The organism is Flavobacterium denitrificans DSM 15936 (assembly GCF_000425445.1).
GTDB lineage: Bacteria > Bacteroidota > Bacteroidia > Flavobacteriales > Flavobacteriaceae > Flavobacterium > Flavobacterium denitrificans.
Genome location: NZ_AUDL01000011.1, coordinates 300,724 through 325,018, shown reverse-complemented (window position 1 = coordinate 325,018; position 24,295 = coordinate 300,724). Strand labels below are relative to the sequence as shown.

The 24,295-nt window shown below is 33.9% G+C and carries 20 protein-coding genes; 9 read left to right on the top strand and 11 right to left on the bottom strand.

Annotation, left to right across the window (positions count from 1 at the left end):
* Positions 1-685: 685 nt before the first annotated feature.
* The 4 genes from gndA (at position 686) to H600_RS0107430 (ending at position 4,846) form a co-directional block, all read left to right on the top strand.
* Positions 686-2,095 (top strand): NADP-dependent phosphogluconate dehydrogenase, encoded by a 1,410-nt coding sequence (gene gndA, locus H600_RS0107445; RefSeq protein WP_026728190.1) that lies wholly within the window; start codon positions 686-688, stop codon positions 2,093-2,095.
* Positions 2,096-2,121: 26 nt separating this feature from the next.
* Entirely contained in the window at positions 2,122-3,654 is a 1,533-nt protein-coding gene (gene zwf, locus H600_RS0107440) for a glucose-6-phosphate dehydrogenase (RefSeq protein ID WP_026728189.1), read from the top strand.
* Positions 3,635-4,351 carry a 6-phosphogluconolactonase gene (pgl, locus tag H600_RS0107435; protein ID WP_026728188.1) on the top strand — a complete coding sequence of 239 codons (717 nt, stop codon included), beginning with the start codon at positions 3,635-3,637 and terminating at the stop codon, positions 4,349-4,351. Before zwf ends, pgl begins: the two co-directional genes overlap by 20 nt.
* Before the next feature lie 123 nt (positions 4,352-4,474).
* Positions 4,475-4,846: a carboxymuconolactone decarboxylase family protein gene (locus H600_RS0107430; RefSeq protein WP_051234391.1), complete on the top strand. Its 372-nt coding sequence runs from the start codon at positions 4,475-4,477 to the stop codon at positions 4,844-4,846.
* A 91-nt stretch (positions 4,847-4,937) separates the two neighbouring features.
* On the opposite strand, the gene H600_RS0107425 is transcribed toward H600_RS0107430, so the two are convergent.
* Both H600_RS0107425 and H600_RS0107415 read right to left on the bottom strand, forming a co-directional pair.
* Positions 4,938-5,579: an NAD(P)H-binding protein gene (locus H600_RS0107425; protein WP_026728186.1), complete on the bottom strand. Its 642-nt coding sequence runs from the start codon at positions 5,577-5,579 to the stop codon at positions 4,938-4,940.
* Positions 5,580-5,777: 198 nt separating this feature from the next.
* Entirely contained in the window at positions 5,778-6,338 is a 561-nt protein-coding gene (locus H600_RS0107415; protein WP_035108452.1) for an NAD(P)-binding domain-containing protein, read from the bottom strand.
* 199 nt (positions 6,339-6,537) lie between these two features.
* Between H600_RS0107415 and H600_RS0107410 the strand changes: the two genes are divergently transcribed.
* On the top strand, positions 6,538-9,555 hold the full coding sequence (locus H600_RS0107410) for a sensor histidine kinase (protein ID WP_026728184.1): 3,018 nt from the start codon (positions 6,538-6,540) through the stop codon (positions 9,553-9,555).
* On the opposite strand, the gene H600_RS0107405 is transcribed toward H600_RS0107410, so the two are convergent.
* The 4 genes from H600_RS0107405 to H600_RS0107380 form a co-directional block, all read right to left on the bottom strand.
* A complete protein-coding gene (locus H600_RS0107405; RefSeq protein ID WP_026728183.1) occupies positions 9,552-10,178 on the bottom strand; it encodes a response regulator in 627 nt (208 codons plus the stop codon). The genes H600_RS0107410 and H600_RS0107405 overlap by 4 nt on opposite strands.
* Before the next feature lie 144 nt (positions 10,179-10,322).
* On the bottom strand, positions 10,323-12,185 hold the full coding sequence (locus H600_RS0107395; protein ID WP_026728182.1) for a TonB-dependent receptor plug domain-containing protein: 1,863 nt from the start codon (positions 12,183-12,185) through the stop codon (positions 10,323-10,325).
* 299 nt (positions 12,186-12,484) lie between these two features.
* Complete coding sequence (locus H600_RS0107385) at positions 12,485-14,179, bottom strand: ribonucleoside-diphosphate reductase subunit alpha (RefSeq protein WP_026728181.1); 1,695 nt, start codon at positions 14,177-14,179, stop codon at positions 12,485-12,487.
* Positions 14,180-14,191: 12 nt separating this feature from the next.
* Positions 14,192-15,166 (bottom strand): ribonucleotide-diphosphate reductase subunit beta, encoded by a 975-nt coding sequence (locus H600_RS0107380; protein ID WP_026728180.1) that lies wholly within the window; start codon positions 15,164-15,166, stop codon positions 14,192-14,194.
* Between the two features lie 547 nt (positions 15,167-15,713).
* Here H600_RS0107380 and H600_RS0107375 point away from each other — a divergent pair.
* From H600_RS0107375 to H600_RS0107365, 3 genes are all read left to right on the top strand, one after another.
* On the top strand, positions 15,714-16,592 hold the full coding sequence (locus H600_RS0107375) for a helix-turn-helix domain-containing protein (protein WP_026728179.1): 879 nt from the start codon (positions 15,714-15,716) through the stop codon (positions 16,590-16,592).
* 71 nt (positions 16,593-16,663) lie between these two features.
* Entirely contained in the window at positions 16,664-17,491 is an 828-nt protein-coding gene (locus H600_RS0107370; RefSeq protein WP_026728178.1) for a Rossmann-fold NAD(P)-binding domain-containing protein, read from the top strand.
* 132 nt (positions 17,492-17,623) lie between these two features.
* Positions 17,624-17,881, top strand: coding sequence for a DUF5367 family protein (locus H600_RS0107365; protein WP_157509881.1), 258 nt, complete (start codon positions 17,624-17,626; stop codon positions 17,879-17,881).
* A 287-nt stretch (positions 17,882-18,168) separates the two neighbouring features.
* Here H600_RS0107365 and H600_RS0107360 read toward each other — a convergent pair whose 3' ends face one another.
* The 5 genes from H600_RS0107360 to H600_RS0107340 form a co-directional block, all read right to left on the bottom strand.
* Entirely contained in the window at positions 18,169-19,416 is a 1,248-nt protein-coding gene (locus H600_RS0107360; protein WP_157509880.1) for an MFS transporter, read from the bottom strand.
* Between the two features lie 17 nt (positions 19,417-19,433).
* Positions 19,434-19,661: a hypothetical protein gene (locus H600_RS0107355; RefSeq protein WP_026728175.1), complete on the bottom strand. Its 228-nt coding sequence runs from the start codon at positions 19,659-19,661 to the stop codon at positions 19,434-19,436.
* 6 nt (positions 19,662-19,667) lie between these two features.
* Entirely contained in the window at positions 19,668-20,264 is a 597-nt protein-coding gene (locus H600_RS0107350; protein ID WP_026728174.1) for a TetR/AcrR family transcriptional regulator, read from the bottom strand.
* Between the two features lie 247 nt (positions 20,265-20,511).
* Complete coding sequence (locus H600_RS0107345; RefSeq protein WP_026728173.1) at positions 20,512-22,113, bottom strand: family 43 glycosylhydrolase; 1,602 nt, start codon at positions 22,111-22,113, stop codon at positions 20,512-20,514.
* A 72-nt stretch (positions 22,114-22,185) separates the two neighbouring features.
* A complete protein-coding gene (locus tag H600_RS0107340) occupies positions 22,186-22,785 on the bottom strand; it encodes a murein L,D-transpeptidase catalytic domain-containing protein (RefSeq protein ID WP_026728172.1) in 600 nt (199 codons plus the stop codon).
* A 358-nt stretch (positions 22,786-23,143) separates the two neighbouring features.
* Between H600_RS0107340 and H600_RS0107335 the strand changes: the two genes are divergently transcribed.
* Positions 23,144-24,286 carry a hypothetical protein gene (locus tag H600_RS0107335; protein WP_026728171.1) on the top strand — a complete coding sequence of 381 codons (1,143 nt, stop codon included), beginning with the start codon at positions 23,144-23,146 and terminating at the stop codon, positions 24,284-24,286.
* Positions 24,287-24,295: the final 9 nt, after the last annotated feature.

Here is a 24,295-nt window from a genome sequence, read left to right as displayed (position 1 = left end):
TTCGTTTTTTCATTTCTTTTAAATTTTGGGTTAGTATTTATTTGGTTTCTATCAAATTAAATCCTCTCTCATAAAGATTTTTTTGATCCCATTTTTATATAAATTAAGGTTGAAGATTTTCACAAAGACTATTTTAAAAACTCAAATAGCTAGAAATCTCTCGCTCTGACAAATAATTTGTAGTTTTATTTTTAAACCCTACTAATTTGATAGAACAAAAGTAAATTAAAATATTGAACATAAAAATTTTAAGACTTCTTTTTGCAAAAAAAATGTTAACTAAAAAAATCCCCTTCACATAATTAACTAAAAACAAGCTAGTTAATAAAATGAAAAAAAATCCCTTCATATCGGAATTTTCTTAAAACGAAAGCATCAAACAATACGCTTGATTAAATTTCCTATTTCACTTTTAAAAGAAAAAAGTTCCGAAATCGAAATAGTTATTCCTTGTTATAATAACCGTGTTTTTAACACATAAAAAGTATCACAATAAAGACCAAATGTGAACGATTTTACTCCTCCTTTTTCAGCATTTTTCTCTAACTTTGCGTTCATCATTTTAAAATAGGTGATGTAAAATAAACTTTGTTTTTCTGCAAAACATTGAATAAAAGAGTATTAAATATTTCTCTCTTATTTTTCGCAGCAAACATTCTTCTAATAATTTAGTTAATTGAAAACTATGAACAAATTTGATTTTGGAATTGTAGGATTAGGTGTAATGGGCCGAAACTTACTTTTAAATATTGCCAGTCATAATTTTGCGGCTGCAGGTTTAGATTTAGACACAGAAAAAGTCAACTCTCTTCAGCAAGAAGCCGATGCAAACCAAACTATTGAAGCAACTACAGATGTAAAACACTTTGTGGAGCTTATTCAACAACCAAGAGCAATTATGTTATTGGTTCCTGCGGGAAAACCAGTTGACAGTGCAATTGCAAGCTTACTTCCTCATTTAGATAAAGGAGATATCATCATCGATGGTGGAAACACTTACTTTACAGATACCGATAGAAGATTTTTAGAATTATCTGAAAAAGGAATTCACTTTTTCGGAATGGGAATTTCTGGCGGTGAAAAGGGAGCACGTTTAGGTCCTGCTATGATGCCGGGAGGTGATCAAAAAGCATACGAAAGACTTCGTCCTATTTTTGAAGCAATTGCTGCAAAAGTTGACGGAGAGCCTTGTGTAGAATATTTAGGAAATGGTTCTGCTGGCAACTATGTAAAAATGGTTCACAACGGAATTGAATACGGAATCATGCAGTTGATTTCTGAGGTTTATGACTTAATGAAAAGAGGTTATAACTTGGATGACGAAACGATTCAGAAAACTTTTGCTGAGTGGAATCAAACCGATGATTTAAGATCTTATTTAATTGAAATTACTGGAAACATCTTAAAACAAAAAGATGAAGACGGAACACAATTAATCAACAAAATCTCGGATTGGGCAAGATCTAAAGGTACAGGAAAATGGACTTCGCAAAACGCAATGGATTTACAAGTTCCAGTTCCGACTATTGATGCCGCGGTTAACATGCGAGATATGTCGAAAACAAAACCAGAAAGAATTGAAGCTGCTAAAAAATTAGTTTGGAACACAAACGAAACAAATGTTGATCAAAGCGAAGCCATTGCAGCTTTAAAATCGGCTATGTATTTTTCTATCGTTGTGACTTATGCTCAAGGTTTAGCGCAACTTCACACCGCTTCAAAAGAATATAACTACGGATTAAATCTAGAAACTGTTGCTAAAATCTGGCGTGGCGGTTGTATCATTCGTGCTACCATTTTAGAAGATTTTAGAAAAGCGTACGTTACAAAAGCAGATTTGCCAAACTTGCTTTTAGATGGTGGAATTGCTTCAAAATTAGTAGAAAACCAATCAGGAATGAGAGCGGTTATTCAGTTTGCAGTTCAAAAAGGATTACCAGTTTCAGGATTAATGAACTCGTTAGCGTATTTTGATGCTTACCGTTCAGCAAATCTTCCAACCAATTTAATTCAGGCACAACGTGATTATTTTGGAGCGCATACTTACGAGCGTATCGACAAAGAAGGCGTTTTCCACACACAATGGGCTGAATAAGCAACTTAAAGCAACACAACTACACAATGACTAAAAATAAACTAAAGAATCCAACAATCATTGTCATTTTTGGAGGAACCGGAGATTTGGCAAAGAGAAAGCTCTTTCCCGCATTTCAAAATCTGTACCTTGACGGACGTATGTCTGAAAAGTTTCAGATTATCGCTCTTGGAAGAGCAGAAAAAACCAATGAAGATTTTCGCACTTATGTTTTAGAAAACCTGAATCTTTTCTCAAGAAAAAAAGGACTTTCTGATGCAGAAACAGAAAAATTTCTTTCGCACATAACTTACCACAGTCTTGATATTGGCAAAGAAGAATCGTACATCGGATTGAACGAGAAAATCAACAATTTTGATCTGGCTTTTGGCGAACGCGCTAATCGTCTTTTTTATCTTTCGATTACGCCTTCTTTCATTTCAACGATTTCAAGCAATATCAAGAAAATCGGACTTGCGGCAAATCCGAAACAAGATCGTATTATTATCGAGAAACCTTTTGGTTACGATAAAACTTCTGCAATTGCACTTAATGAAATGCTTTCGCAGACTTTCAAAGAAGAGCAGATTTATAGAATTGATCACTATTTAGGAAAAGAAACGGTTCAGAATATTTTAGCTTTCCGTTTTGGAAACTCGATGTTTGAGCCATTGTGGAGCCGTAATTTTATTGATTTTGTGCAGATTACCGTTGCAGAAGAAGTTGGCGTTGAAGAACGAGGCGGATTCTACGAGGGTGTTGGAGCTTTAAAAGATATGATTCAGAATCACCTTTTGCAGATTTTATGTATGACGGCTATGGAAGCGCCTGCATCATTAAATGCAGATGATATCCGTAATCGTAAAGCAGACGTTTTGAAATCAATTCGTCGCATCAAACCAGAAGAAGTTGATCATTATATTGTACGTGGCCAATATGGTCCTGGCGAAATAAAAGGAGTTCCCGTTCCAGGTTATCGTCAAGACAAAGGCATTGCTCCCGATTCTCTCACAGAAACCTATGTAGCAATGAAGATTTATTTGGACAACTGGAGATGGCAAGGAATTCCGTTCTATTTGCGTTCAGGAAAAAGAATGGAAGAAAAACAATCTTCAATCATTATTCAGTTTAAACCAGTACCGCATTCTTCATTTTCTTATGGAAAAGAAGGGATGACACCAAACCGATTGATTATCAATATACAGCCTGCAATGGATATTAAATTGCAGTTTATGACTAAAAAACCTGGACTTTCGCTTGCATTACGACCAGCAGAAATGGTATTTGATTATTTCGCTTGCTCAACAATGTCGCCAGAAGCTTATGAAACATTGATCGCAGATGCTTTGGCAGGAGATCCTACCCTATTTATGCGTTGGGATCAAGTAGAAGAAGCTTGGGACGCAATTGATACGATTCAGCAAGTTTGGAAAACTACCGCACCAACCAATTTTCCAAATTACAAAGCTGGAAGCTGGGGACCAGAAGAAGCCGATGAATTATTGGCACGCCAAGGCCACAAATGGATCCCGAATACACAAACAAAAGAAGAAGTTTTAAATGATACAGATTTACAATAACACAGAAGAAATTAATATTACAGCGGCAGACCTTTTTGTAGCTTCTGCAGAAAAAGCAATTACTGCAAAAGGCAAATTTACAGCTGTTCTTACAGGGGGTTCATCTCCTGCTGGGATTTACAAATTATTAGCTTCTGATGCTTATAAAAACAAAATTGACTGGAGCAAAGTTTATATTTTTTGGGGCGATGAAAGATGGGTTCCATTAAATGACGATTTGAGTAATGCGAAAATGTCCTATGCAACCTTATTAAGTCACGTTCCGATTCCGCAGGAAAACATTTTTGAAATGTACAAAGATGGCGTAACTCCTGAAGAATACGCTGCAACATACGAGCAATCAGTAAGAACAATTTTAGGCGAAGAAGGAAAATTCGACCTTATCTTATTAGGCATGGGAGACGACGGGCACACAGCTTCTCTTTTCCCAGGTGAAGCCGTTTTGGAAGAGCAAATCAAATGGGTTGACGCTTATTATTTGGCTCCACAGAAAATGTATCGCATCACTCTTACTGCTCCACTAATCAACAAAGCAGAAAAAATTGTTGTAGTAGCTTTTGGAGAAAAGAAAACACACGCCTTAAAAGAAGTTACAAAAGGCGAATACAATCCAACGCTGTATCCAATGCAATTAATCAAACCCGTTTCTGGTGAAGTATTGTTTTTGGTAGATAAAGCTGCAGCGGGAACAAATTAATTTTTGATTCAAAATAACTTATAAAAATCGCAATCATCTAAAAATTGATGACTGCGGTTTTTTTTATGTGTTTTAGTAGAAAAAAAATGGAATCCAAGCAAAAGTTTCATTAAATCTGCTTTTATGAATGAATTGCGAAAACATGCAGCGCTTCCTAAAAAAGTGAGAGAAGTAGCCATTTTAACTGTCGGTGCGCCGTTTGGAGCAAGATTTAAGCTTTATGCACATGAAATTATGGCCAAACATTTTGGTTTTTCTGCGGAAGCCGTTGCATCATTAGCTTCGGGAATTTCTCCTTCTGAATTAAATCAAGAAGAAAAAATCGCTTATGAAATGGCTTCAGTTTTAGCAAAAGGAAAAATCGTGCCCGATTCATTGTACCATTTCGCAACAGAAATATTAGGGAAAGATGGTGTTGCCGAACTTATATTTTTAATAGGGGCTTACACACTGCTTGCAACAGTCTTAAATGGTTTTGATGTTCCTGCACCTTAAATCAATTATCCAAAATCATATTTTCTCCAAAATTTAAAAAGCCTTAAAGAAAGTTCTTCAAGGCTTTTTAAATTATTTGTAAAATATACTTTTAATTCAAGTACAAAATTGCGTCCAACTCAAGAATAGCCATTCCTATTGGAAGTTTTTTTGGCGCAATTGCCAATTTTTCAGCTAAAAATGCTGTCGAAATTGGTTTTAGGTTTTTAAAAAGTCCGATTGCATTAAAGAACGAAATCACTTTTACTGAAATTTTTTCGCCCAAACGATCTGTATTTTCACGAATAAGCGGTCCTGGTCTAAAAACTAGATATTGCTCAAAATTAAGATTTGCTATATAATCTTCAAGCTCTCCTTTCATTTTAGAATAAAAAACACTGCTTTTGGCCGAAGCACCATAAGAAGAGACCAATACCAAAGATTTTATCTCATTTTTTCGGGCGACATCGGCAAATGAAGCGGGAATATCAAAATCAATTTTCCATTGATTTTCCTTGGAACCAGCCACTTTTAATGTTGTTCCGAGGCAAGAAAAAAAGACATCCCCTGTAATTAAATTGGCGAACTGATTAATTTCTGAAAAATCGACAATATGCTCAGTGAGTTTGTTATGAGATTTTCCTATTGGACGTCGAACAAAAACTGAAACAGAAGTATAACTACTATCTTCTAGAAGCAATTCGACAAGTTCTTTTCCTGTTGCGCCTGTTGCCCCAATTACAATTGCTTTCATACATTATAAATTTAAAGGAATCAAAATTCTCTCTTCACAAATTTGAAATTTGAGTGAAAGAAATTCTGTTTTAAAAATAAAAAAAACTGCTTTAAAAAAAGCAGTTTTAAAAACTTTAGATTTAAAAAACGATCCTAATTAACCTTTGTTTTACAATATAATAAAAAAATTCTCCCTTTTTTTTTTACTTATCTATTTTCAGTTTGGCGAATACGCAAACTTAGTTTCAAGATACATTTCTTCAAAATCAATTCCAGAAAAATTTAAAGTTTTTAAAAAGCTTTTCACTTTATTTTTGGCTAGCTTATTAGCGCCAGTATAAAATAATTCGTTGTCGTTATGTTTTTTGCTTACCGTTGTTGGAATTTCAGAATCGACAATATTATGAATTTTAACTACATGAGCTTCTGGTAAAAGAGAAGCGATTATTTCGCCAGACGATTTCATATTTAAGCTTGGTGTCAGGCATTCTAAACTATAAATTGGATTATTAGCGTGCAATAATATTTTTTCGGTCATATCAGGCAAATCAGATAAAAAAAGCTGAATATCTTCCCGAGGAATAAACAATACTACCATTTTAGCTTTTGCAGCTTCTCGTCGGCTTACCAACTTTACCTTTCCATCCATCATTTGAACAAGATCCCGCATGTGGCTGTTGCTGCGTGTATGACTAATTAATACTTGATGTCCTGATTTAGCCGCTCTTGTAGCTAATTCCATCGTGGTTCTGCAAACTCCTATAAATCCAATTTTCATACTTTTATATTTTTAAATCTACTCTGATTTTATAAAAAATTTCAAGTAAAATGGTTCGTATTACAAATATAGAATTATAGCTAATTGTATGATTTTTAATCCCGTACCAATAAACCTACATTTTGTAGATTTAAAACTACAAATCGTAAATTCTAAATTATGTTTGCTAAGTTTGTGAATACTAACCTAATATCAATAAATGACGTTATTATCTACTTTTCGTTATTGCTGTTTTTTTCTGCTGCTGACCGTGGCCAAAGGTCATTGCCAAAAAAACTCGACTTTCAGATGGTATACCGCAGATAATAATGAATTGCCACAAAGCAGTGTAAAAGCAATTGTTGCCGATAAATATAATTTTATTTGGATGACAACTGAAAATGGCATTGTGCGTTATGATGGTAATGCATTTTTGGCCTTTAATTCTGCAAATACAAATCTTCAAGAAAGCCGTTTTACAGATATTTTTGGAAGTATTGAAAAAGATAGTCTGCTGTGTTATAATGAAGGAAAAAAAGAGTTGGCACTAATTAATGGCAGAAAAATAAAAGTCTTCAAAGGAAACAATCCGACTACAAATATTACAAAAGACGGCAAGCATTATTTTCTTCATGACGGACTGCCTTCATACCTAACAGCAGATGCATCACAACGATTTTGCTTCAAATTAGCAAACGGAAATATTTTCTTTTTTGATGCTGAAAATGTTGAATTATGCAATTCTAAATTAAAAAGCATTTATAAAATTGCGTATAAAACCTCTTCTGTTTTTAATTTTTTTATGCTAGGAAATTCGCTTTTTTATCTTAAAAAAGACGGAAGCTACGACTGTTTTTCAAAATCTGGAAAATCTTCTGGAATATTAGATGGAGCCATTTTCAATTCAAACAAAAAACTTTTTTGGAACATTACAAATAAGCAAGTATTTATTTATGCTAAAAATGGTATTTATCAGCTTTCCAATCATAACAATAAGCTTTCTACCACTTATATTGAAGAATTTACTGAATTTGAGAAAAGCAATATCGTTTCTATATACTATGACCTTCCTAATAAAAAATTGTATTTAGGAAGCGATACAAAAGGCTTATGCATCATTAGCTTTCCTGCTTTTACAACTGTTAAGAAAGAACTTCAAAAATCTGAAGTTTATTATGCGGCACAATCATTTAACGACAGCACCATCATAACACCAAATGGGCGAATTTTCAGCAACAAAAAGTTTGTTGACAGTATTCCTTTCCAAAAGTCTGCTTTGCTGGATGAAAAAATTACTATAGCAAAAGATGACGATCAAAATATATGGCTTGCAAGACGTTATAATGTGCTTTGTTACTACAAAAAATCAGGTTATAAAAATTATTCCACATACAAATTCAATCAGAATCCAAAAACAATATATAGTGATCGCGATAACACGATCTGGTTAAGCTTAGGGAAAAATGCATTTCATAACTCAAAATTGTACTGCATTAAAAACGGAAAAATTACACTAATTGCAATTTTTAAAAGCAACCTCAATTATATAATCCAATACGATAATCAAACGTTTTATTTTGGAACCGAAAATGGTCTTTTCAAATACGACAAAAATACCCGAAAACTTAATTTTGTAAAGGGAACTGAAAATATAAACATCAGAAGCATTTTTATTGACCACGAAAAAAAAATATGGCTAACTACTTATGAAAAAGGCTTTTTCCTGTATTCAAGTGAGCGTAATCATCTTCATTCTTTTCCAAAAGACGAAGACAATTATTTGAATTCTTCACATTCAATTACTGAAGATAAAAATGGTTTCTTTTGGGTTCCAACAAATAAAGGTCTTTTTCAAATATCAAGAAAAGCTTTACTTGCAAATCTAAAAAATAAATCTGAAGCCATATATTATCATCAATACAACAAAACCGATGGTTTTTTGACCAATGAATTCAACGGAGGCTGTCAACCTAGCAGCAATTTCCTCAAAAACGGCAATATTGTTTTGCCTTCTATAAATGGCTTTGTGTTTTTTAACCCCTATAAGGTAAGGCCACTCCTTCCTGGAAAAGAAATTTTTATAGACAACGTAATTGTTGATCAAAAAACACTTCATCCTAATGACACTATTGTACTACCTAACAATTTTCAAAGAGTCAGCATTTTAATTGCCTATCCTTATTATGGCAATCCAGACAACTTGCATATCGAGGCAAAACTTGACAAAACTGCAAATAGCCGTTGGGAAAGAATAAAAAATGAAAGGTCGATTTCGTTTACCACTTTGCCTCCCGGCGAATATAAACTGAACATCAGAAGCTTGTCTGGTTTTGGTTCTGAATATGTATATAAAAGAATCTTGCTTATAGTTCCTGCAAAATTTTATCAGACAATGTGGTTTACCATTTTGATGTATGTTTTATCTATTGCTTTCGTGATTTTTATATGGTATGTACGCTTGTATTATATCAAACGAAAAAACATAAAACTTGAACAAGTTATTGACGAAAAAACGAAAAAACTAGCGGCGACTGTCAAAAAACTGCAAAAAACGAAAAACAATCTGAAACAAGAAATCAAACAACAAGAAACATTAGTAAAAAGTATAAGCCACGATATTAAAAGTCCTTTAAAATTCTTGACGAATTCAATAAGTCATTTATTTGAAAATGAAATCATTCAGGATGATGCTAAATTAAAAAAACACGTAGGTACAATACGAATGTCGACCACGCAACTATATGAGTATGTTGAGAATCTTATTAAATATTCATCCATTTTTATTGAAGGAAAAAAACTTGAAGATGAATGCTATTCTTTATACGATTTGATTGAAGAAAAAATTGACATTTTTGAAAAAATTGCTGAAGCCGAAAATATAGAGGTGATCAATAGTGTCGATAAAAAGCTTCGTATTAGAACAAATAAAAAAGCATTGTCTATTATTATCCATAATCTGGTTGATAATGCCATAAAAAATACGCAAAACGGACACGTAGAATTGTTTTCAGGAACAAAAGACAATATACTTTTGCTTACCATAATTGATAATGGAAAAGGCATGAGTAAGGAACTTATTGACTATTATCTTGATTTCTATAAAAATCCAATTGTCAAAAACTATCACCTTGGACTCCACATGATTATTGAGCTTCTTTTAATTATTGAAGGAAATATCAATATTACCAGTACAGAAGGCAAAGGAACTGCTATTGAAATAATGGTCGAATACGACTAATAGTCATAGGTTTTAAAAAGATTGATCAGTTCAACCAAATTTGTGATTTTTAATTTTTCGAAAAGTCGGGCTTTATACGTGCTCACCGTTGACATATGAATGTTGAGCATATTTGAAATTTCAAGATTTCCATTACCGTTTATCAGCATTTCGGCAATTTGAAGCTCTCTTTTAGAGAGGCTTTCTAATGGGTTTTTAGTTTTTTTGCTTACTCTAGTTGCAAGCAATTTACTTAGAAGCTCTGGAGAAACATAAGTGGAAGTTTCAAAAACAGAATTGATTGCAAATATCATTTTTTCTTCGCTGCAAAGCTTATTCAAATAGCCGTTTGCTCCAGCAGAAATATATTGCAAAGCATATTGATCTTCTTCATGCGCTGAAAAAACCAAAATTTTAACCCCTGGCTGAATGGCTTTGATATCAGTGATCATTCCGGTATTTTTCCCGCCCGGAATATTGATATCTAGAAGGACTAAACAGATTGGTTTTTCTTTTAAAAGAGCAATCGCTTCAAAAAAATTTTCAGCATGCGAAATTTCAACATTTTCGATTTGTTTTTCCAAAACCATCGAAACGCCATTTCGTACTACTAAATGATCATCAACTATTAAAATTTGCTTCATACAAAAAAGAATTAGTGTCAAATTAACACACTATTTTTTAAACTATTGAATTTTTATCGAAAAACTTTTTTGCAGAATCAAAAGCACAAAAAAAGGAATAGCAAATTCACCATTCCTTTTTATATTATTTTTTTCAATCAAATTTTAAAAAGTTACAAGCTTCACGCCCAATGTAAACCATCTTGATGGCAAAGGCACCGCTCCTACTTCATAATACTTAGCATTAAATATATTTTGAGCGTCTAAAAAAATAGTGAATTTATGTATCGACTGACTTACTCTAAAATCGTTAATCCAATACGATGGCCCAGTAATTCTTTCGTTAAATCTTGTTGCAAACAAAACAGAGAAATCTTTAAACTGATAATCAATCGTATTTGTAATTTGATGTTTTAGTGACGAAATCAAGTATTTTGAATAAATTTCTGTACGCGAGCTTTTAAATTCTGAATCCAAATAAGTGTATGCTAAAAGAATATTCAATCTAGCATCTTTAGAAAAATCGAATCTGTAAGTACCGCGCAAATTGATTCCGTTTGTATTCAAATCTCCTGTGTTTTGGCTTTGCCAAGGCACTGTTGTCGCATTACGCATCCAGTCAATGTAATTGTCGATTTTTCTGTAAAAATAATTAGCATTGAAACTCAAGGCCTTTTTATTGTATTTGAAACCAATTTCACTTTGAAAAGCATTTTCTGAATCTAAATCTGGATTTCCAATATTTCCCGTTTGCTTCAAATACAAATCGGTAAACGATGGAATTCTTTGGCTTGTTCCAACATTTCCAATTATTTTGAATGCATCTGTAATGGCGTAACTGGCATCAATTCCTGGATAAATCTGCCATTTATAATCGGAATTGTAATTTAAATATGTTCCAATATTTATATCCAATTTATTTGTAAAACTCGTTCTGTACTCGGCGTAAAGCCCAACATTTTCGCGATCATGATCTCCGATATTTGAAGAATGAATGTTTTCATTTCTGAATTCAGCTCCAAAACCAATTTCTCCTTTTGCCAATTTAACCGTCGAGTTCAATTCCCCAGCAATTGAATTGGTATAATGCTGACTTCTTCCAACTGCCAAATTAGCGTTTCCTAAATAACGGTAATCATCATAATTGTATCGATACGTAACTCTCGGCATAATTTTCCAGCTCTCCTTAATTTGATGAGTTGACTGAATATTTGCAAATGTTGTCTGAACAATTTCAGTTGAATTTTTATCGCCAGGAGCGGCATAAAATCCGTTTGCGCCAAATCCATTATTGATGTAACCTGCCGAACCTAAAATTTGATTCTTATCATTAATCTGAATATTTCCTTGATAGAAAATTTTATTGTTTTCGAATGCCGTATTATATCGGTAGCCGTTGCTTTTATCGTGAGAAGCAAAAATCAAATGTTGTTGTTTTTCTTTTCCTAAAACGGCTCCAGCCTGAATTCCAGTTCCGTAAAAAGTATCTCCAGAATCTTGAGTGTCTTTCTCAAAATTTGAACCTGCATAAGTACTCACTAAAAATCCAGAATCTGTTGGCTTTTTAGTTATAATATTTATGGCTCCGGTCAAACTATTAATTCCATAAATTCTTGCTGCCGGCCCGCGAACGACTTCAATTCTTTCAATAACTTCTACTGGAAGTGGTAAATTAAGCATATTGTGAGCCGTTTGCGAATCAATCACTTTTGCACCGTTTAAAAGAACTACAGTTTGCTCAAAACTTCCTCCATCGACACTAATATCGGCCTGAGTCCCAAATGGACCTCTTTGACGAATATCAACTCCATTAGCATATTGCAATACTTCCTGAAGTGTTCTTCCCGGAAGTTTTTTAATCGTTTCACTAGAAATAATGTAAACGTTTCTATTTTGTTTCGAAATTGGAGTATTGAAACGATTCTCATTAATTATAACTTCATCCATTTGATTAATGGAATCCTTCTTGGTCTGTGCGTAAAAATTGGTGCAAATTACTGCTAGGACAGCAATATAGATTTTCTTCATTTTTGGTTTACTGATTTTTTTTGCAAAAGTAACACCTTATTGTAGCCTGTACAAGCACTAAAATTTGCAAAAAAGGGAACAGCAGTTTTGCTATTCCCTTTTTTCAATTTAACCTTGGATAACAATAAATCAAAATTAATTAAAACTATTTTTAAAATTAGAAATGCCGCTTTGCAACCAACCTAAATAATCCTCAATATCAGGATTATATGCAGAAGTTTCATTCTATATTGCGAAGACAATCAATTAAAATTTTATCTTGACAAAAAAAAATCGGAAGATAACTTCCGATTTTAAATTTATGATTCGCAACTGCTACACGTAACCAAACTTGTTACCAATTCTTTCGAAACGCTTTGGCTTCGTTGATAATACAAACTTTTTATTCCGAGTTGCCAAGATTCTATCATTAAACGATTTACTTCTTTAATTGGCAATTCTGCCGGAATATTAAGGTTTAAGCTTTGTCCTTGATCTACAAACTTTTGACGAATTGCTGCTTGCTGTACAATTTCTAACTGACTGATTTCTTTGAACGTTTTAAAAACATCTTTTTCTGTCTGCGTCAATTCATTCATGTGTTGTACGCTTCCGCCATTCAGCATGATTCCACGCCAAACCTCTTCGTTATCAAGGCCTTTGTCTTCAAGCAGTTTTTTCAGATATTTATTCTTACGCATGAAATTCCCTTTGCTCAAACCCGCTTTGTAATAATTACTGCTGAAAGGCTCAATTCCAGGTGAAGTTTGTCCTAAAATTGCCGATGAAGATGTTGTTGGCGCAATTGCCATTGTTGTCGTATTTCTTCTTCCGTAACCTTTCAGCAATTCAGGCTCGCCGTAAATTCGGGCTAAATCCTGAGTGGCTTTATCGGCTTTGTCGCTGATGTGTTTGAAGATTTCCGTCGTTTTCATTTTGGCTTCTAAACCTTCAAACGGAATCATATTTTTTTGCAGATAGGAATGCCATCCTAAAACGCCTAAGCCTAAAGCACGATGTCTTTTTGCAAATTTATTCGCAGCAGAAAGATAATAATTACCTTCCGTTTTTTCGATAAATTCCTGTAGAACGGCATCCAAGAAAAATATCGCCAATTTAACTGCTTCAGTACCTTTCCATTCGTCATAAAGTTCTAAATTCATTGACGAAAGACAGCAAATAAACGATTCGTCAAAATCTGATGGAAGCATGATTTCACTGCATAAATTACTCGCGTTAATGCGCAGATTTTTATCTTTATAAACTTGTGGTTTATTTTTGTTTACGTTGTCACTGAAAAAGATATATGGCAATCCTTTTTGTTGACGACTTTCTAAAACTTTTGCCCAAACCTGGCGTTTTTCAACATCTCCATCAATCATTTCCTGCATCCAATAATCGGGAACGCAAATTCCGGTAAATAAATTCTGGATAGGATTTCCAATACTTTTTATTTTCAAAAATTCTTCAATATCCGGATGATCGACATCTAGGTATGCTGCAAAAGCCCCACGACGAACGCCACCTTGAGAAATCGTATCCATGGCAGTGTCGAAAAGTTTCATAAAACTTACGGCGCCACTGCTTTTTCCGTTATCGGTTACGGCACTTCCTCTTCCACGCATTTCACCAAAATAACCCGAAGTTCCACCACCAATTTTAGTTTGCATAATAACTTCTCCAAGCTTGTGCGTAATTCCTTCAATTTTATCCGGAATATGAACATTGAAACATGAAATTGGCAAACCACGCTCTGTACCCATATTCGCCCAAACTGGCGAACTGATGCTCATCCAGCCACGTTCGATCATTTCGACAAAAGATTCTTTTAATTCTGGTTTATAAAGTCGGCGAGCTGCTGCTGTACAAATTCGGTCAATTGCACCCTCAACCGTTTCGCCTTTTAAAAGATAACCTCGGTTTAGGATTTGTTCACTTTCAGAGTTTTTCCACCACATTTTATTTCCAGCATCACTCATTGGTGCACTGGCTTCATTTATATCTATAATATTCATCATTTTAAACTTTTAGAACAAATCATTTGCCGTTATACTCTTATCATGTTTTGTATATTCTACAGGTCTTTTTGCAAAGAAATCATCAAGACTGTTCGCAAAAACTTCTTCTTCAAACCAAAGCATTGCTTTATAATCTTCTGCCGAAACATCAAATACAGTTGGAATTCCAATTTGTTTTAAACTTTCATCCAAACGGAATTTCATAAAATTCACAAGATCGGTTTTGTTGATCGATTCAATTTCACCATCTTCAAAAATCCAATCTAAAATATCAGATTCTACATCTATAGAATATTTAACTGTATCCCTGATGGCCAGCAAAGTTGCATCATCAAAATAATCTGGGAATTCTTCACGGATTTTATTAATAATGAAAATACCACCATTGGCATGAATTTGTTCATCGATTGAAGTCCAGGCAATAATGTTGCTTACATTTTTCATGTAACCTTTGAATCTAGTAAACGAAAGCAAGATCGCAAACTGACTGAAAAGCGACACGTTTTCGATAAGAATGCTGAACAAAATCAGCGACACCATATATTTTTTATTGTCCTGCGAACGCGTATCTTTTAAAACATCTGAAAGATAATCAACACGTTTTCTGATAACAGGAACGTCTAATAATTTCTCGAACTCGTCATTATAGCCTAATACTTCAAGCAAACGCGAATAGGCTTCAGAATGTCTGAATTCGCACTCAGCAAAAGTAGTTCCTAGTCCATTGAATTCTGGTTTTGGGAAATGCTCATAAATATTTCCCCAAAAACTTTTTACGGCAACTTCAATTTGTGCAATTGCCAATAAACTGTTTTTGATTGCGGTTTTTTCAGCTGGTGACAAATGCGAATGAAAATCCTGCGTATCTGCAGTAAAATCGACCTCTGTATGAACCCAGTACGCTTTGTTTATAGCTTCAGTAAATTGTAGTACCTCCGGGTATTCAAAAGGCTTATAGTTGATTCTTTTATCGAAAATAGACATAATAAAATTGTAATTAATGGTGAATATTTGAGTAACCGAAATGCAGATTTGGGAGGTATTTTTACATCTCGTTACTTACAAATTTAAGCCACGAATTTTTGTTTTACTTTCGTTTTGATGTTAAAAATAAAAGCAATTATCAACAGGGAAAATTGTGCTTTTATATTTGTTAAAAAAGTATTTATCAACAGTGCTTTTTAAACTCATAATGCTCAATAAACCAGTTATTTAAAAAGAATCTAAATAAAGTTGTCAACAGAAAAAAATGCTTTTATTTGGTGATTTAAAAAAACAGTTATCAACAGCGAACTCAAAAAAGAACAAAATTTCCTCAAAAAAATGTTACAAAAAAAGGCATTTGAAGTCTCATTTTAAGATTAAAAAAGTTCGAAATTGAAAAAATAGAATTAAAAAAACAAAAACTAATTATTTAATTTTAAACATTTTACGAAATTTAAGAATTATTTAAAGTCAAATTTCTGAATCTGGGCAAAGAAATAAAAATGAGTTTTTCTCTTAAACAATTCTCAAAATACACTGACACTAAATGACAACAGATATTATAGAACTAAATGATTTTATTGTTTTGATCGAACAATCAAACACCGCAAAAACCATAGTTCAAAAATGCGAAATCGACGGCGATGCGGTTGGCTTTGCATTTTATGGTTCTGGCAATGTCGAATTGGAAATCAAACATAATAATCAGACCAAATATTTGACAAATACGACCGGTTTGGCGATTTGTTTTTTCGGAAATCAGAAAGTCGAATTCTCACATAAAATCGAACCCGATAAACCGTTGCAATCGATTAGTATTTTCACCAAACCGAAACATCTGAATGCACTTCCTGAAGCCGAAAAAGAGATTTTTGAAAAACACCTTCCAGAACTATTACATCCTAAAGAGCATTTTGTAGAAGGCCCTTCGTATTACATGACGCTTGAAATGCAATTGGCAGTTCAAAAAATCTTCAATACAACTTATACCGGAAATACGAGATTATTATTTTTAAGAAGCCAAGTCAACGAACTTTTGGCACATTTTTTTGCTCTTTTAACTACCGATTCCAAAATTGATTTTTCGGAAATCGATAAAAACAAATTATATAAAGCGAAAGAAATTGTTGCCACACATTATTCTAAACCACCATCCATTACGCAATTATCACAAATGGTTGGTTTGAACAGCAATAAACTCAAAAAGAATTTTAAAGAACTTTTTGGCATTCCTGTTTTCAAATATGTTCAGGAAGAACGCCTTCATAAAGCGTACGAATTACTCCGCGAAAGCGAAAAAACGGTTCAGGAAGCGGCTTGGGAAGTGGGTTATGAAAGTTTGAGTTCGTTTTCGAATGCTTTTCATAAAAAATTCGGAATGCGCCCAAATGACGTTAGGCTTCAATTCCTTTCAAACAAATCATAATTCTTTTGCGACAAATGATTGTTTTTTAATCTAATCAACTTTGTATCAGTAATCACTTAAAGAATATTGATATGAGCAAAAAGAAAATTTTAGTCTTGGGTTCCAATGGAAAAACAGGGCGCAGAGTAATTGAAAGATTAAAAAACTACTCAGATATTGAAATCCGTTTGGGTTCTCGAACTGAAAAAGTTCCTTTTGATTGGGAAGACCCACAAACTTGGAAAAATGTACTGAAAGACATTGAAACCGTTTACATTACATTCCAGCCTGATTTAGCGATTCCTTCGGCAGTTGACACAATTGAGAAATTTACCGTTTTGGCAACAGAATTAGGTGTTCAAAAAATGGTTTTATTATCTGGAAGAGGCGAAAAAGAAGCGCAACTTTGCGAAGAAATCGTAAAAGAAAATGCTAAAAACTGGACAATTGTGCGCGCAAGCTGGTTCAATCAAAACTTTAGCGAAAGCATATTCTTGGAACCCATTTTAGCCGGAATCGTCGCTTTGCCAAGAGCCGAAGCTTTAGAGCCTTTCACAGACGCCGACGATATTGCTGATGTTGTTTTAGAATCACTTTTAAACGACAAACACAACGGAGAAACTTACGAATTGACCGGACCTCGATTATTGACTTTCAAAGAAGCCGTAAATACAATCGCCGAAGCAAGTGGACGAAATATCACTTTTCAAGGTTTATCATTAGACGAATATTCAAAAATGTTGCACGAATTTCAAGTTCCTGAAGATCACATCTGGCTTGCGAATTATCTTTTTGAACAAGTTTTGGACGGAAGAAATTCGAATGTAACTTCTGACATTGAAAAAGTCTTAGGCCGAAAAGCAAAAGATTTCATCGCTTACGCGAAAGAAACTGCCCAAACCGGAATTTGGAACTCTTAAAACTTTAGAAATGAATTATTTCAGAGCTTTTTTTCCGGTTTTGTAGTTTGGATTTTGGTCAGTATTTCATTTTATATTTTGGATAAAATTCCATTCGTACAGCATTATTTTTGGCTTCAATCAGTGATTGTGATGTTTTGTATAGTCTTTTTTGGAATTTTGGGTGCCAAAATTTATTTCAGAAAAACTCCTCAAACAAATGGATTGCTACTCGGAATTGCAATGTCGGCAACGGCTTTAATTTTGGATATTTTCATCACTGTTCCTTTTGTAGAAATACCAAACGGAAGAAGTTTTTACAGCTTTTTCATTAATCCAGTTTTATGGCTTTTGGCTTTTATAAATGCGCTTTCAGTTTATTTTTATTGGAAGAAAAAAGTAAATCACTAAGCATTAAAAAAACCAAATCCAAAAAGTATTGGATGAACAAAGATCAGCTTCGGAGAAGCGAAATATTTATAGAAATTGCATTTATTATCGAAGAAAAGCTTCGGAGGAGCGAAATCTTTTTTTCATAAATTGTGGCGTATTTCGCTCCTCCGGAACTCCTTTGCATTCGCGTTTTTAGATTTCTATAAATATTCTGCCCCGCTGGGCTTAAAATAAACAGAAATATAAAAAGCAAAGAGGCTGTCCTATTCTTCGGACGGCCTCTTTGCTTTACATTAAAATTGAAATTAAAGATTAGCGTCTTTAACTTTTGCTTTTGCCAATTGGCTCACTCTGTAAATCAAAAATATACTAAACAAAGTAACAACTGCAACCACATAACCCAGAATAGGATAATTCTCTAAAGGTGAAGTTTTAGTTTGTTGATGTACTATAAATCCGGCAGAAACTGCCCCAATTCCTCCTGCAATTTGCTGTAATGATGACGTTATAGACATATAGGCACCACGATCCTGCATCTCAGGGATTGCAGTATTTAATGTTGTTGCAGGAATCATTCGGCTCATGATTCCCATAAATAAAATCATATTCAGTACTACAATTTGCCAAAGCGGAATCGGACTCAAATTGGTATAAATCAAAATCATAATTATAGACAAAAATGAGCCCGCCGCAAATAATTTGAACTTGCTAATTTTGTCACTTAATTTTCCAATAAGCGGCATTATAAAGAGTACTGAAAGACCTGTAAAGAAAAATACCATTGGTAATTCTTCTTGGCTAATATGGATATTATTTACTAAAAATGCGCTCCCAAAAGGCTGTAACATAAAACCTCCAATTGAAAGAAAAGCAATTGCCATAAATCCAATTTGATATTGTCTGTTGCTTAACGTATGCCACAAGTGCAAAAATGGGCTTTTTTCTGACTGAAGTTCCAAATGTTTTGTAATTGCAGGCAATTGTGTTAAGACTGCCACAAGAATTAGCAAAGCCAAAACTGCAATCATAATAAAAGTGGAGTGCCAGCCCCAATGGTTAGCAAAAAACAATCCAGCTGGTACACCAAGAATTTGACTCGATGCGTATGCCATTTGAATAAACCCCATTACGCGTCCTCTTTGTTGAATGACAAATAAATCGGTTACGATTGCTAAAGAAATAGAACCTATTACGCCACCAAAAAGTCCTGTAAAAATTCGCGCCATCAGCAACATATGATAACTTGATGAAAAGGCACAAAAAATAGTTCCGATAATAAATCCGATGTAGAAGAAAATCAACAGCTTTTTTCGGTCGAATTTATCTGCAAAACCTGCCGCTAAAAGTCCCGAAATTCCCGCGCTGAAAGCATAAGCAGAAACCGCAAAACCAAAATCGGAAGTTGTCATACTTAACTTTTTCATCAATATGTCTCCAAGAGGAGAAATTACAACAAAGTCTAATATTACGGTGAATTGCAAAAGCGCCAATATTGCGATAATAATTTTTTGATGTAAGGTGAAAGCCGTGCTTTCTATAGTAGTTTTTTCCACTTTAATAATTTGTATTTTTACGATAATTCTTGGCACGCGTGGCCAAAATCGCGAATTAATTTTATAATTTCTTCCGGTTTCAATGTTTCCGAAACCACACGAAGAACGCAGTCAACATCTTCGCAATCAATACTCCACTGTACAATCTCTGGATGTCCGTTAAGTATCTGGTATGCAATAGAATTAGGTTCAATTGTTCCAATGTTAGTTTTAAAAACATGTATTGTATTTAAATCTGTTTCCATAATTTTTCATGGTTTAAGGCCTTTCACGGTAACTTGAAAAGCTTCTTTCATAATTTCTTTAGTAAGTACAAAAGGTTTTCCTCCCATACTTTTGCGCTCAGCGTGCATGTTCAGCAGCGTATAAAGAGGTCCGTACGCCACACTCCAAAACGCTTCAAAATTCATTGGGAGAAGTTCTTTATTTTGCAGCGAATTATTGATGAACTGCGTCATGATGGCTCTGAAATCGGAAAATTCTTTTATCGAATCCAAAATGATTTCTCCATGTGGCGAATGTTTGATGATTTCAAAAAAGGCAACTTCTTTAGGATATTTCATTGCAAAGTTGGCGCGGTTTTCCCATTGTTTCCACAAACCTTCTTCAAATGGCATCTCTGGCGAAAAGTCTTTTATGGTGCTTTTAAAAAACTTCAATGCCATTTTTGCTCCTATTTTCTGAATCAAATCATCTTTGTCAGCATAATAAATATAGAGCGTACCAACAGAAATCGAACAGGCTTTCGCCAATTTATTCATACTGAAACCTTGAAATCCTTCCTGTACAATCTGGTCAATCGCCATTTCAATAACCAGTTTTTCTTTGTCAATATCTCTAACTCTCATAGCTTTTTTTTTACAAAGATAAAATAATAAATGAATGAACGCTTTTTTATTAATTGTTTTTTTATTTTTTTAGAAAAAAGAAGCAAGAAGCAGGATTTGGAAAATGCAAAACTCTAATTTGTTCGAAATAAAAACGTATAAAAAAAGTCTGCAAACAAACGCTTACAGACTTAAAAACACTAAACAAATAAAATAAAATTAAATTATCTTCTCTATAATCTTGCTTCTTGCTTCTTTTATCTAAATTTTATTTCCCACTTTTCACTAAAGAAACATCATCTATAAAGCAAAAAGATTTTGCTTTCCCATCTGCCAGAAAACCAATCTCAGCCTTTCCTCCTTTCACTTTAATATCTTTTATGACAATTGTTTTCCAATCAATATTTTCTTCTTTTACAATAAATTGAAATTTCTGTCCACCCGTTTCTGCATAAATTTCAAGATTATTAAAACCTTTGCTGTTTTTCACTTTTGCAGTCAATGTATAAAGCCCATCTACCAATTTCACATAAGGAGATGATTCGATTTTCTGAAATACTTTTCGTTTGAAATCAATTTTGTCGCTAATATTCAAACTCTTTTCTCCAATAACTGTTTTTCTTTCCAATTGTGTATTAAAATGATTCAAAACTGGCGAAGTAACTGTGTCTAAACTTATTTTATTACCCTCGATAACTTCTGTCGCCCAACCCGTCATCTGAATCTGTAGTGGTTTTACAGGACTCGGAATATGTCGACGATCGGCTTCAAAACTTCCATTTTTTACATAATTGTTTTCATCATCGACTTTCCATTTCCCTGTTTTAGCATCCAAATTCCAAGCGCTTAGCGAATTAAAATACGGTTCACTACCATCAAACGACATTGGACACCATTGATTATATCCTAATCCATTTCCTGCAAAATCAGCCCAACGATCGCCACAATATACAATGGTTTCTTGTTGCGTTCCTTTTACAGAAAAGAAAAATCCAGTTTGCGAAACATGGGCAAAATCATCTTCTGCACCTTTTGTAATCAGCATGTCATTTGTTGGACGATAAGGTCCGCGAATATCATCGGCAACTAAATAGTAGGCAAATGACGAATCCCAGCCGTATATGTTTGAAGCATACATATAATACTTGTTTTTGTATTTGAACATGCAATTTCCTTCTCGGCTTTCTCCTTTAAAAATTTCGGTGCAATCTAAAAGATTAACTTTTCCGTCTTTTATTCCAATTTCAGAAACGTAAATTTTATTTCTTCCTTTTCCGTATGAATAAATCAAATACGATTTTCCAGTGTCTTCATCGGTAAAAACAGTTTGGTCACCAGTATTGCTAGTTCCAATCATTTTTTCCATGTTTATCTTTTTATCCCACAAAAATTCACCTGTTGGCGAATCAGAAAGCGTGATTAAAACTTCGCTTCCATGCTGTACAAACATGGCATATTTATGTATTTCCTTAATAAAGCAAACGCCTAAACGCCCAACCCAGGTTTTTCCGGTTTTGTTAGCTTCTTCTTTTGATAAAACATTCTTCTCAAAAGTCCAATTCACTAAATCAGTAGAACTATAACAGGTCACCGCTTCAAAATTATTTTTTTCATGCGTTACAGAAGGATCAGCACGATAAAGATCGGCTTCGGCATAATGAACGCCGTACCAAAAGTATTTTTGCTTCCCTGTTTTAGGATCTGGAAATTTAAATATACCGCCTCCTTGGCTATTTAATGGAAGACCTTCTTTGGTATTCCAGAAAACATCATTTTTAATGGTACGATTCTGGGCTATAATTTGTGCTGATATTCCAAAAGAAAATAATGCAAGAGCAATACTCAAAGAATACCATTTTTGAATTTTCATAATTATTACGGTTAGTTAGTTCGTAATAAAATTATTGAATCACTATAAAGTTTGCGTCATGTACTATCCTGTTTAGTAATAGATATTTAAGATTATGGCAGATTTAGAACTGTCGATGATTTTTTCTAGTCTTTTAAAAAACATCTCGTTGACCATTGGGCATCCGTGGCTTCGGGAAATATAATGATCTTGTTCCTCTTCAGGAATTGCTGAATAAGAATGTAAAACCACGGCTCTTTTTAAAGCATTATTATTTGTTGCATCTAAACCATATAATTTATAGGATTTTCCAAACATTCCATTATACGATTTCCCAATTGTATAACGCCCTAAAGAAGTTGCATTTGAGTTGGGCTCGTTGCTGAATTTCAAATTTCCTGGAATTCCAGTTTCTGATCCGCAACCGTGCGCAACAAGACCTTCGTCTAAAATCTTATTATTTTCCAAGTCATAAACAAAGAATCGGTTTTTTCCCGATTTGATTTTCATATCCACAAAAAAGGCAATTTTAGCATTATAGGAATCGCTGGTTTTGATTTTCTCTTTTACATCCGCTAACTTACTATTGAATCGTTCGATATCTGTTTCAGTCCAATTTTCTGTACCGATTATCGGTTTGGGATAAGCAAAAAATGACAAGGAAAAAATTAATAGTAAATTGAAAATTCTCATAAAAGTGGTATTAAAATTTGCATAAAAAACGTCTTGCAAAACATTTTTTTTTATGATACAAACTTATCATACTTCTTAAAACCGAATAATACCATAAACGCTTTAAAAACAACACTATAAGATTTTATTTTTATTAAACACTTTAAAACAAACAAACCCAAACAACTGATTAACAATTGCTTAATAAATTTACTTTGGTTTAAATGTATTTTAATTTGTCTTCATTTTCAAATCCAGCATCCATTATGAATTTAAAACACTGAATTAAAGATAATTAAAGTAAGAATTTTAACATTTATGCTTTTTTATATGCACAATATTATATAACTTGCATGAAGCAAATAAAAATCTACATATTATGAAAAAAGTTCTATTATTGATTTTAGTAGTTGTGATGAGTACAATGTATCAGCCGATTTTTTCACAAACTGAAGATACTGAACCTGCCTTAGGTCTACCTGGTGACAATTTAGATCTTTATGCCGTTTTAAGCCTTTTTCAAAAATCAAAAACAATTGAAGAATTTGAGAAAAAATTAAATCTAAAAGAAACAGGCATCAACAATCTGGATCTTAATCTCGACAAAAAAGTAGATTTTATAAAAGTAGTAACAAAAAAGGATGGCAATTCGTTTACTTTTATACTTCAAGTCAATGTGAGTAAAAATGAAACTCAAGATGTTGCGATCATCTTAGTATCTAAAGATAAAAACGGAAAAGTCTCACTTCAAATGGTTGGAGATGAAGATCTTTATGGCAAGAATTATATAATTGAACCCAAAAAAGATGTACCTGCCGTAACGGCTAATCCAGCTTATAAAGGGGATAATCCTGTAACTACAAGTACTCCAGCCACAACTGTGATCGTAGAACAGGCGCCAATTGTTCAATATGTTTATTCGCCGGCGTATGTTCCTTATTATCCACCGTATTATTATGGCTATTATCCTCCTTATTTTGCCGCTTTCACGGTATTGGCAGTGGGAATTTATCGCCACAATCACTGGTATCATGGAGGGCACTATGGTTATCACGGAGGGCATTATGGCGGACACAATAATATCGTGATCAACAATAATAACAGAAACAGCATTAATCATTACAACAACAACAGATCGCGATCGAATACTGTGGCAAGAAACAATTCTGGCGGTCGTTATGGAAACAGCGTTTCAAACCGTGCGACAAATACAGGAGTTTCTAACCGAGCAAACTCTGGTGTATCAAATAGAGCATCCAATGGAGCAACGGCTAATCGCCCGTCTGCAGGAACTTCAGATAGGAGTTCAAACAGAGGTTCGTCAGCAAATCGTCCTTCAGCGGGAACTTCAGACAGAAGCTTCTCATCTCCATCGACATCAAATCGCAGTTCGTCTAATTTCAATTCGGGAGGCGGACGCACTAGATCAAGCAGTAGCGGAAATTTCAGCAGCGGTGGCGGCGGTTTTCGTAGTGGCGGTGGCGGAGGTTTTGGCGGAGGCGGAGGCGGACGCAGACGTTAATAAAAAACA

What these genes read in the sequence shown, in the direction of transcription:
- gndA (WP_026728190.1), top strand. Translation starts at nt 686, where the DNA reads ATGAACAAATTTGATTTTGGAATTGTAGGATTAGGTGTAATGGGCCGA.
- zwf (WP_026728189.1), top strand. Translation starts at nt 2,122, where the DNA reads ATGACTAAAAATAAACTAAAGAATCCAACAATCATTGTCATTTTTGGA.
- pgl (WP_026728188.1), top strand. Translation starts at nt 3,635, where the DNA reads ATGATACAGATTTACAATAACACAGAAGAAATTAATATTACAGCGGCA.
- H600_RS0107430 (WP_051234391.1), top strand. Translation starts at nt 4,475, where the DNA reads ATGAATGAATTGCGAAAACATGCAGCGCTTCCTAAAAAAGTGAGAGAA.
- H600_RS0107425 (WP_026728186.1), bottom strand. Translation starts at nt 5,579, where the DNA reads ATGAAAGCAATTGTAATTGGGGCAACAGGCGCAACAGGAAAAGAACTT.
- H600_RS0107415 (WP_035108452.1), bottom strand. Translation starts at nt 6,338, where the DNA reads ATGAAAATTGGATTTATAGGAGTTTGCAGAACCACGATGGAATTAGCT.
- H600_RS0107410 (WP_026728184.1), top strand. Translation starts at nt 6,538, where the DNA reads ATGACGTTATTATCTACTTTTCGTTATTGCTGTTTTTTTCTGCTGCTG.
- H600_RS0107405 (WP_026728183.1), bottom strand. Translation starts at nt 10,178, where the DNA reads ATGAAGCAAATTTTAATAGTTGATGATCATTTAGTAGTACGAAATGGC.
- H600_RS0107395 (WP_026728182.1), bottom strand. Translation starts at nt 12,185, where the DNA reads ATGAAGAAAATCTATATTGCTGTCCTAGCAGTAATTTGCACCAATTTT.
- H600_RS0107385 (WP_026728181.1), bottom strand. Translation starts at nt 14,179, where the DNA reads ATGAATATTATAGATATAAATGAAGCCAGTGCACCAATGAGTGATGCT.
- H600_RS0107380 (WP_026728180.1), bottom strand. Translation starts at nt 15,166, where the DNA reads ATGTCTATTTTCGATAAAAGAATCAACTATAAGCCTTTTGAATACCCG.
- H600_RS0107375 (WP_026728179.1), top strand. Translation starts at nt 15,714, where the DNA reads ATGACAACAGATATTATAGAACTAAATGATTTTATTGTTTTGATCGAA.
- H600_RS0107370 (WP_026728178.1), top strand. Translation starts at nt 16,664, where the DNA reads ATGAGCAAAAAGAAAATTTTAGTCTTGGGTTCCAATGGAAAAACAGGG.
- H600_RS0107365 (WP_157509881.1), top strand. Translation starts at nt 17,624, where the DNA reads ATGTTTTGTATAGTCTTTTTTGGAATTTTGGGTGCCAAAATTTATTTC.
- H600_RS0107355 (WP_026728175.1), bottom strand. Translation starts at nt 19,661, where the DNA reads ATGGAAACAGATTTAAATACAATACATGTTTTTAAAACTAACATTGGA.
- H600_RS0107350 (WP_026728174.1), bottom strand. Translation starts at nt 20,264, where the DNA reads ATGAGAGTTAGAGATATTGACAAAGAAAAACTGGTTATTGAAATGGCG.
- H600_RS0107345 (WP_026728173.1), bottom strand. Translation starts at nt 22,113, where the DNA reads ATGAAAATTCAAAAATGGTATTCTTTGAGTATTGCTCTTGCATTATTT.
- H600_RS0107340 (WP_026728172.1), bottom strand. Translation starts at nt 22,785, where the DNA reads ATGAGAATTTTCAATTTACTATTAATTTTTTCCTTGTCATTTTTTGCT.
- H600_RS0107335 (WP_026728171.1), top strand. Translation starts at nt 23,144, where the DNA reads ATGAAAAAAGTTCTATTATTGATTTTAGTAGTTGTGATGAGTACAATG.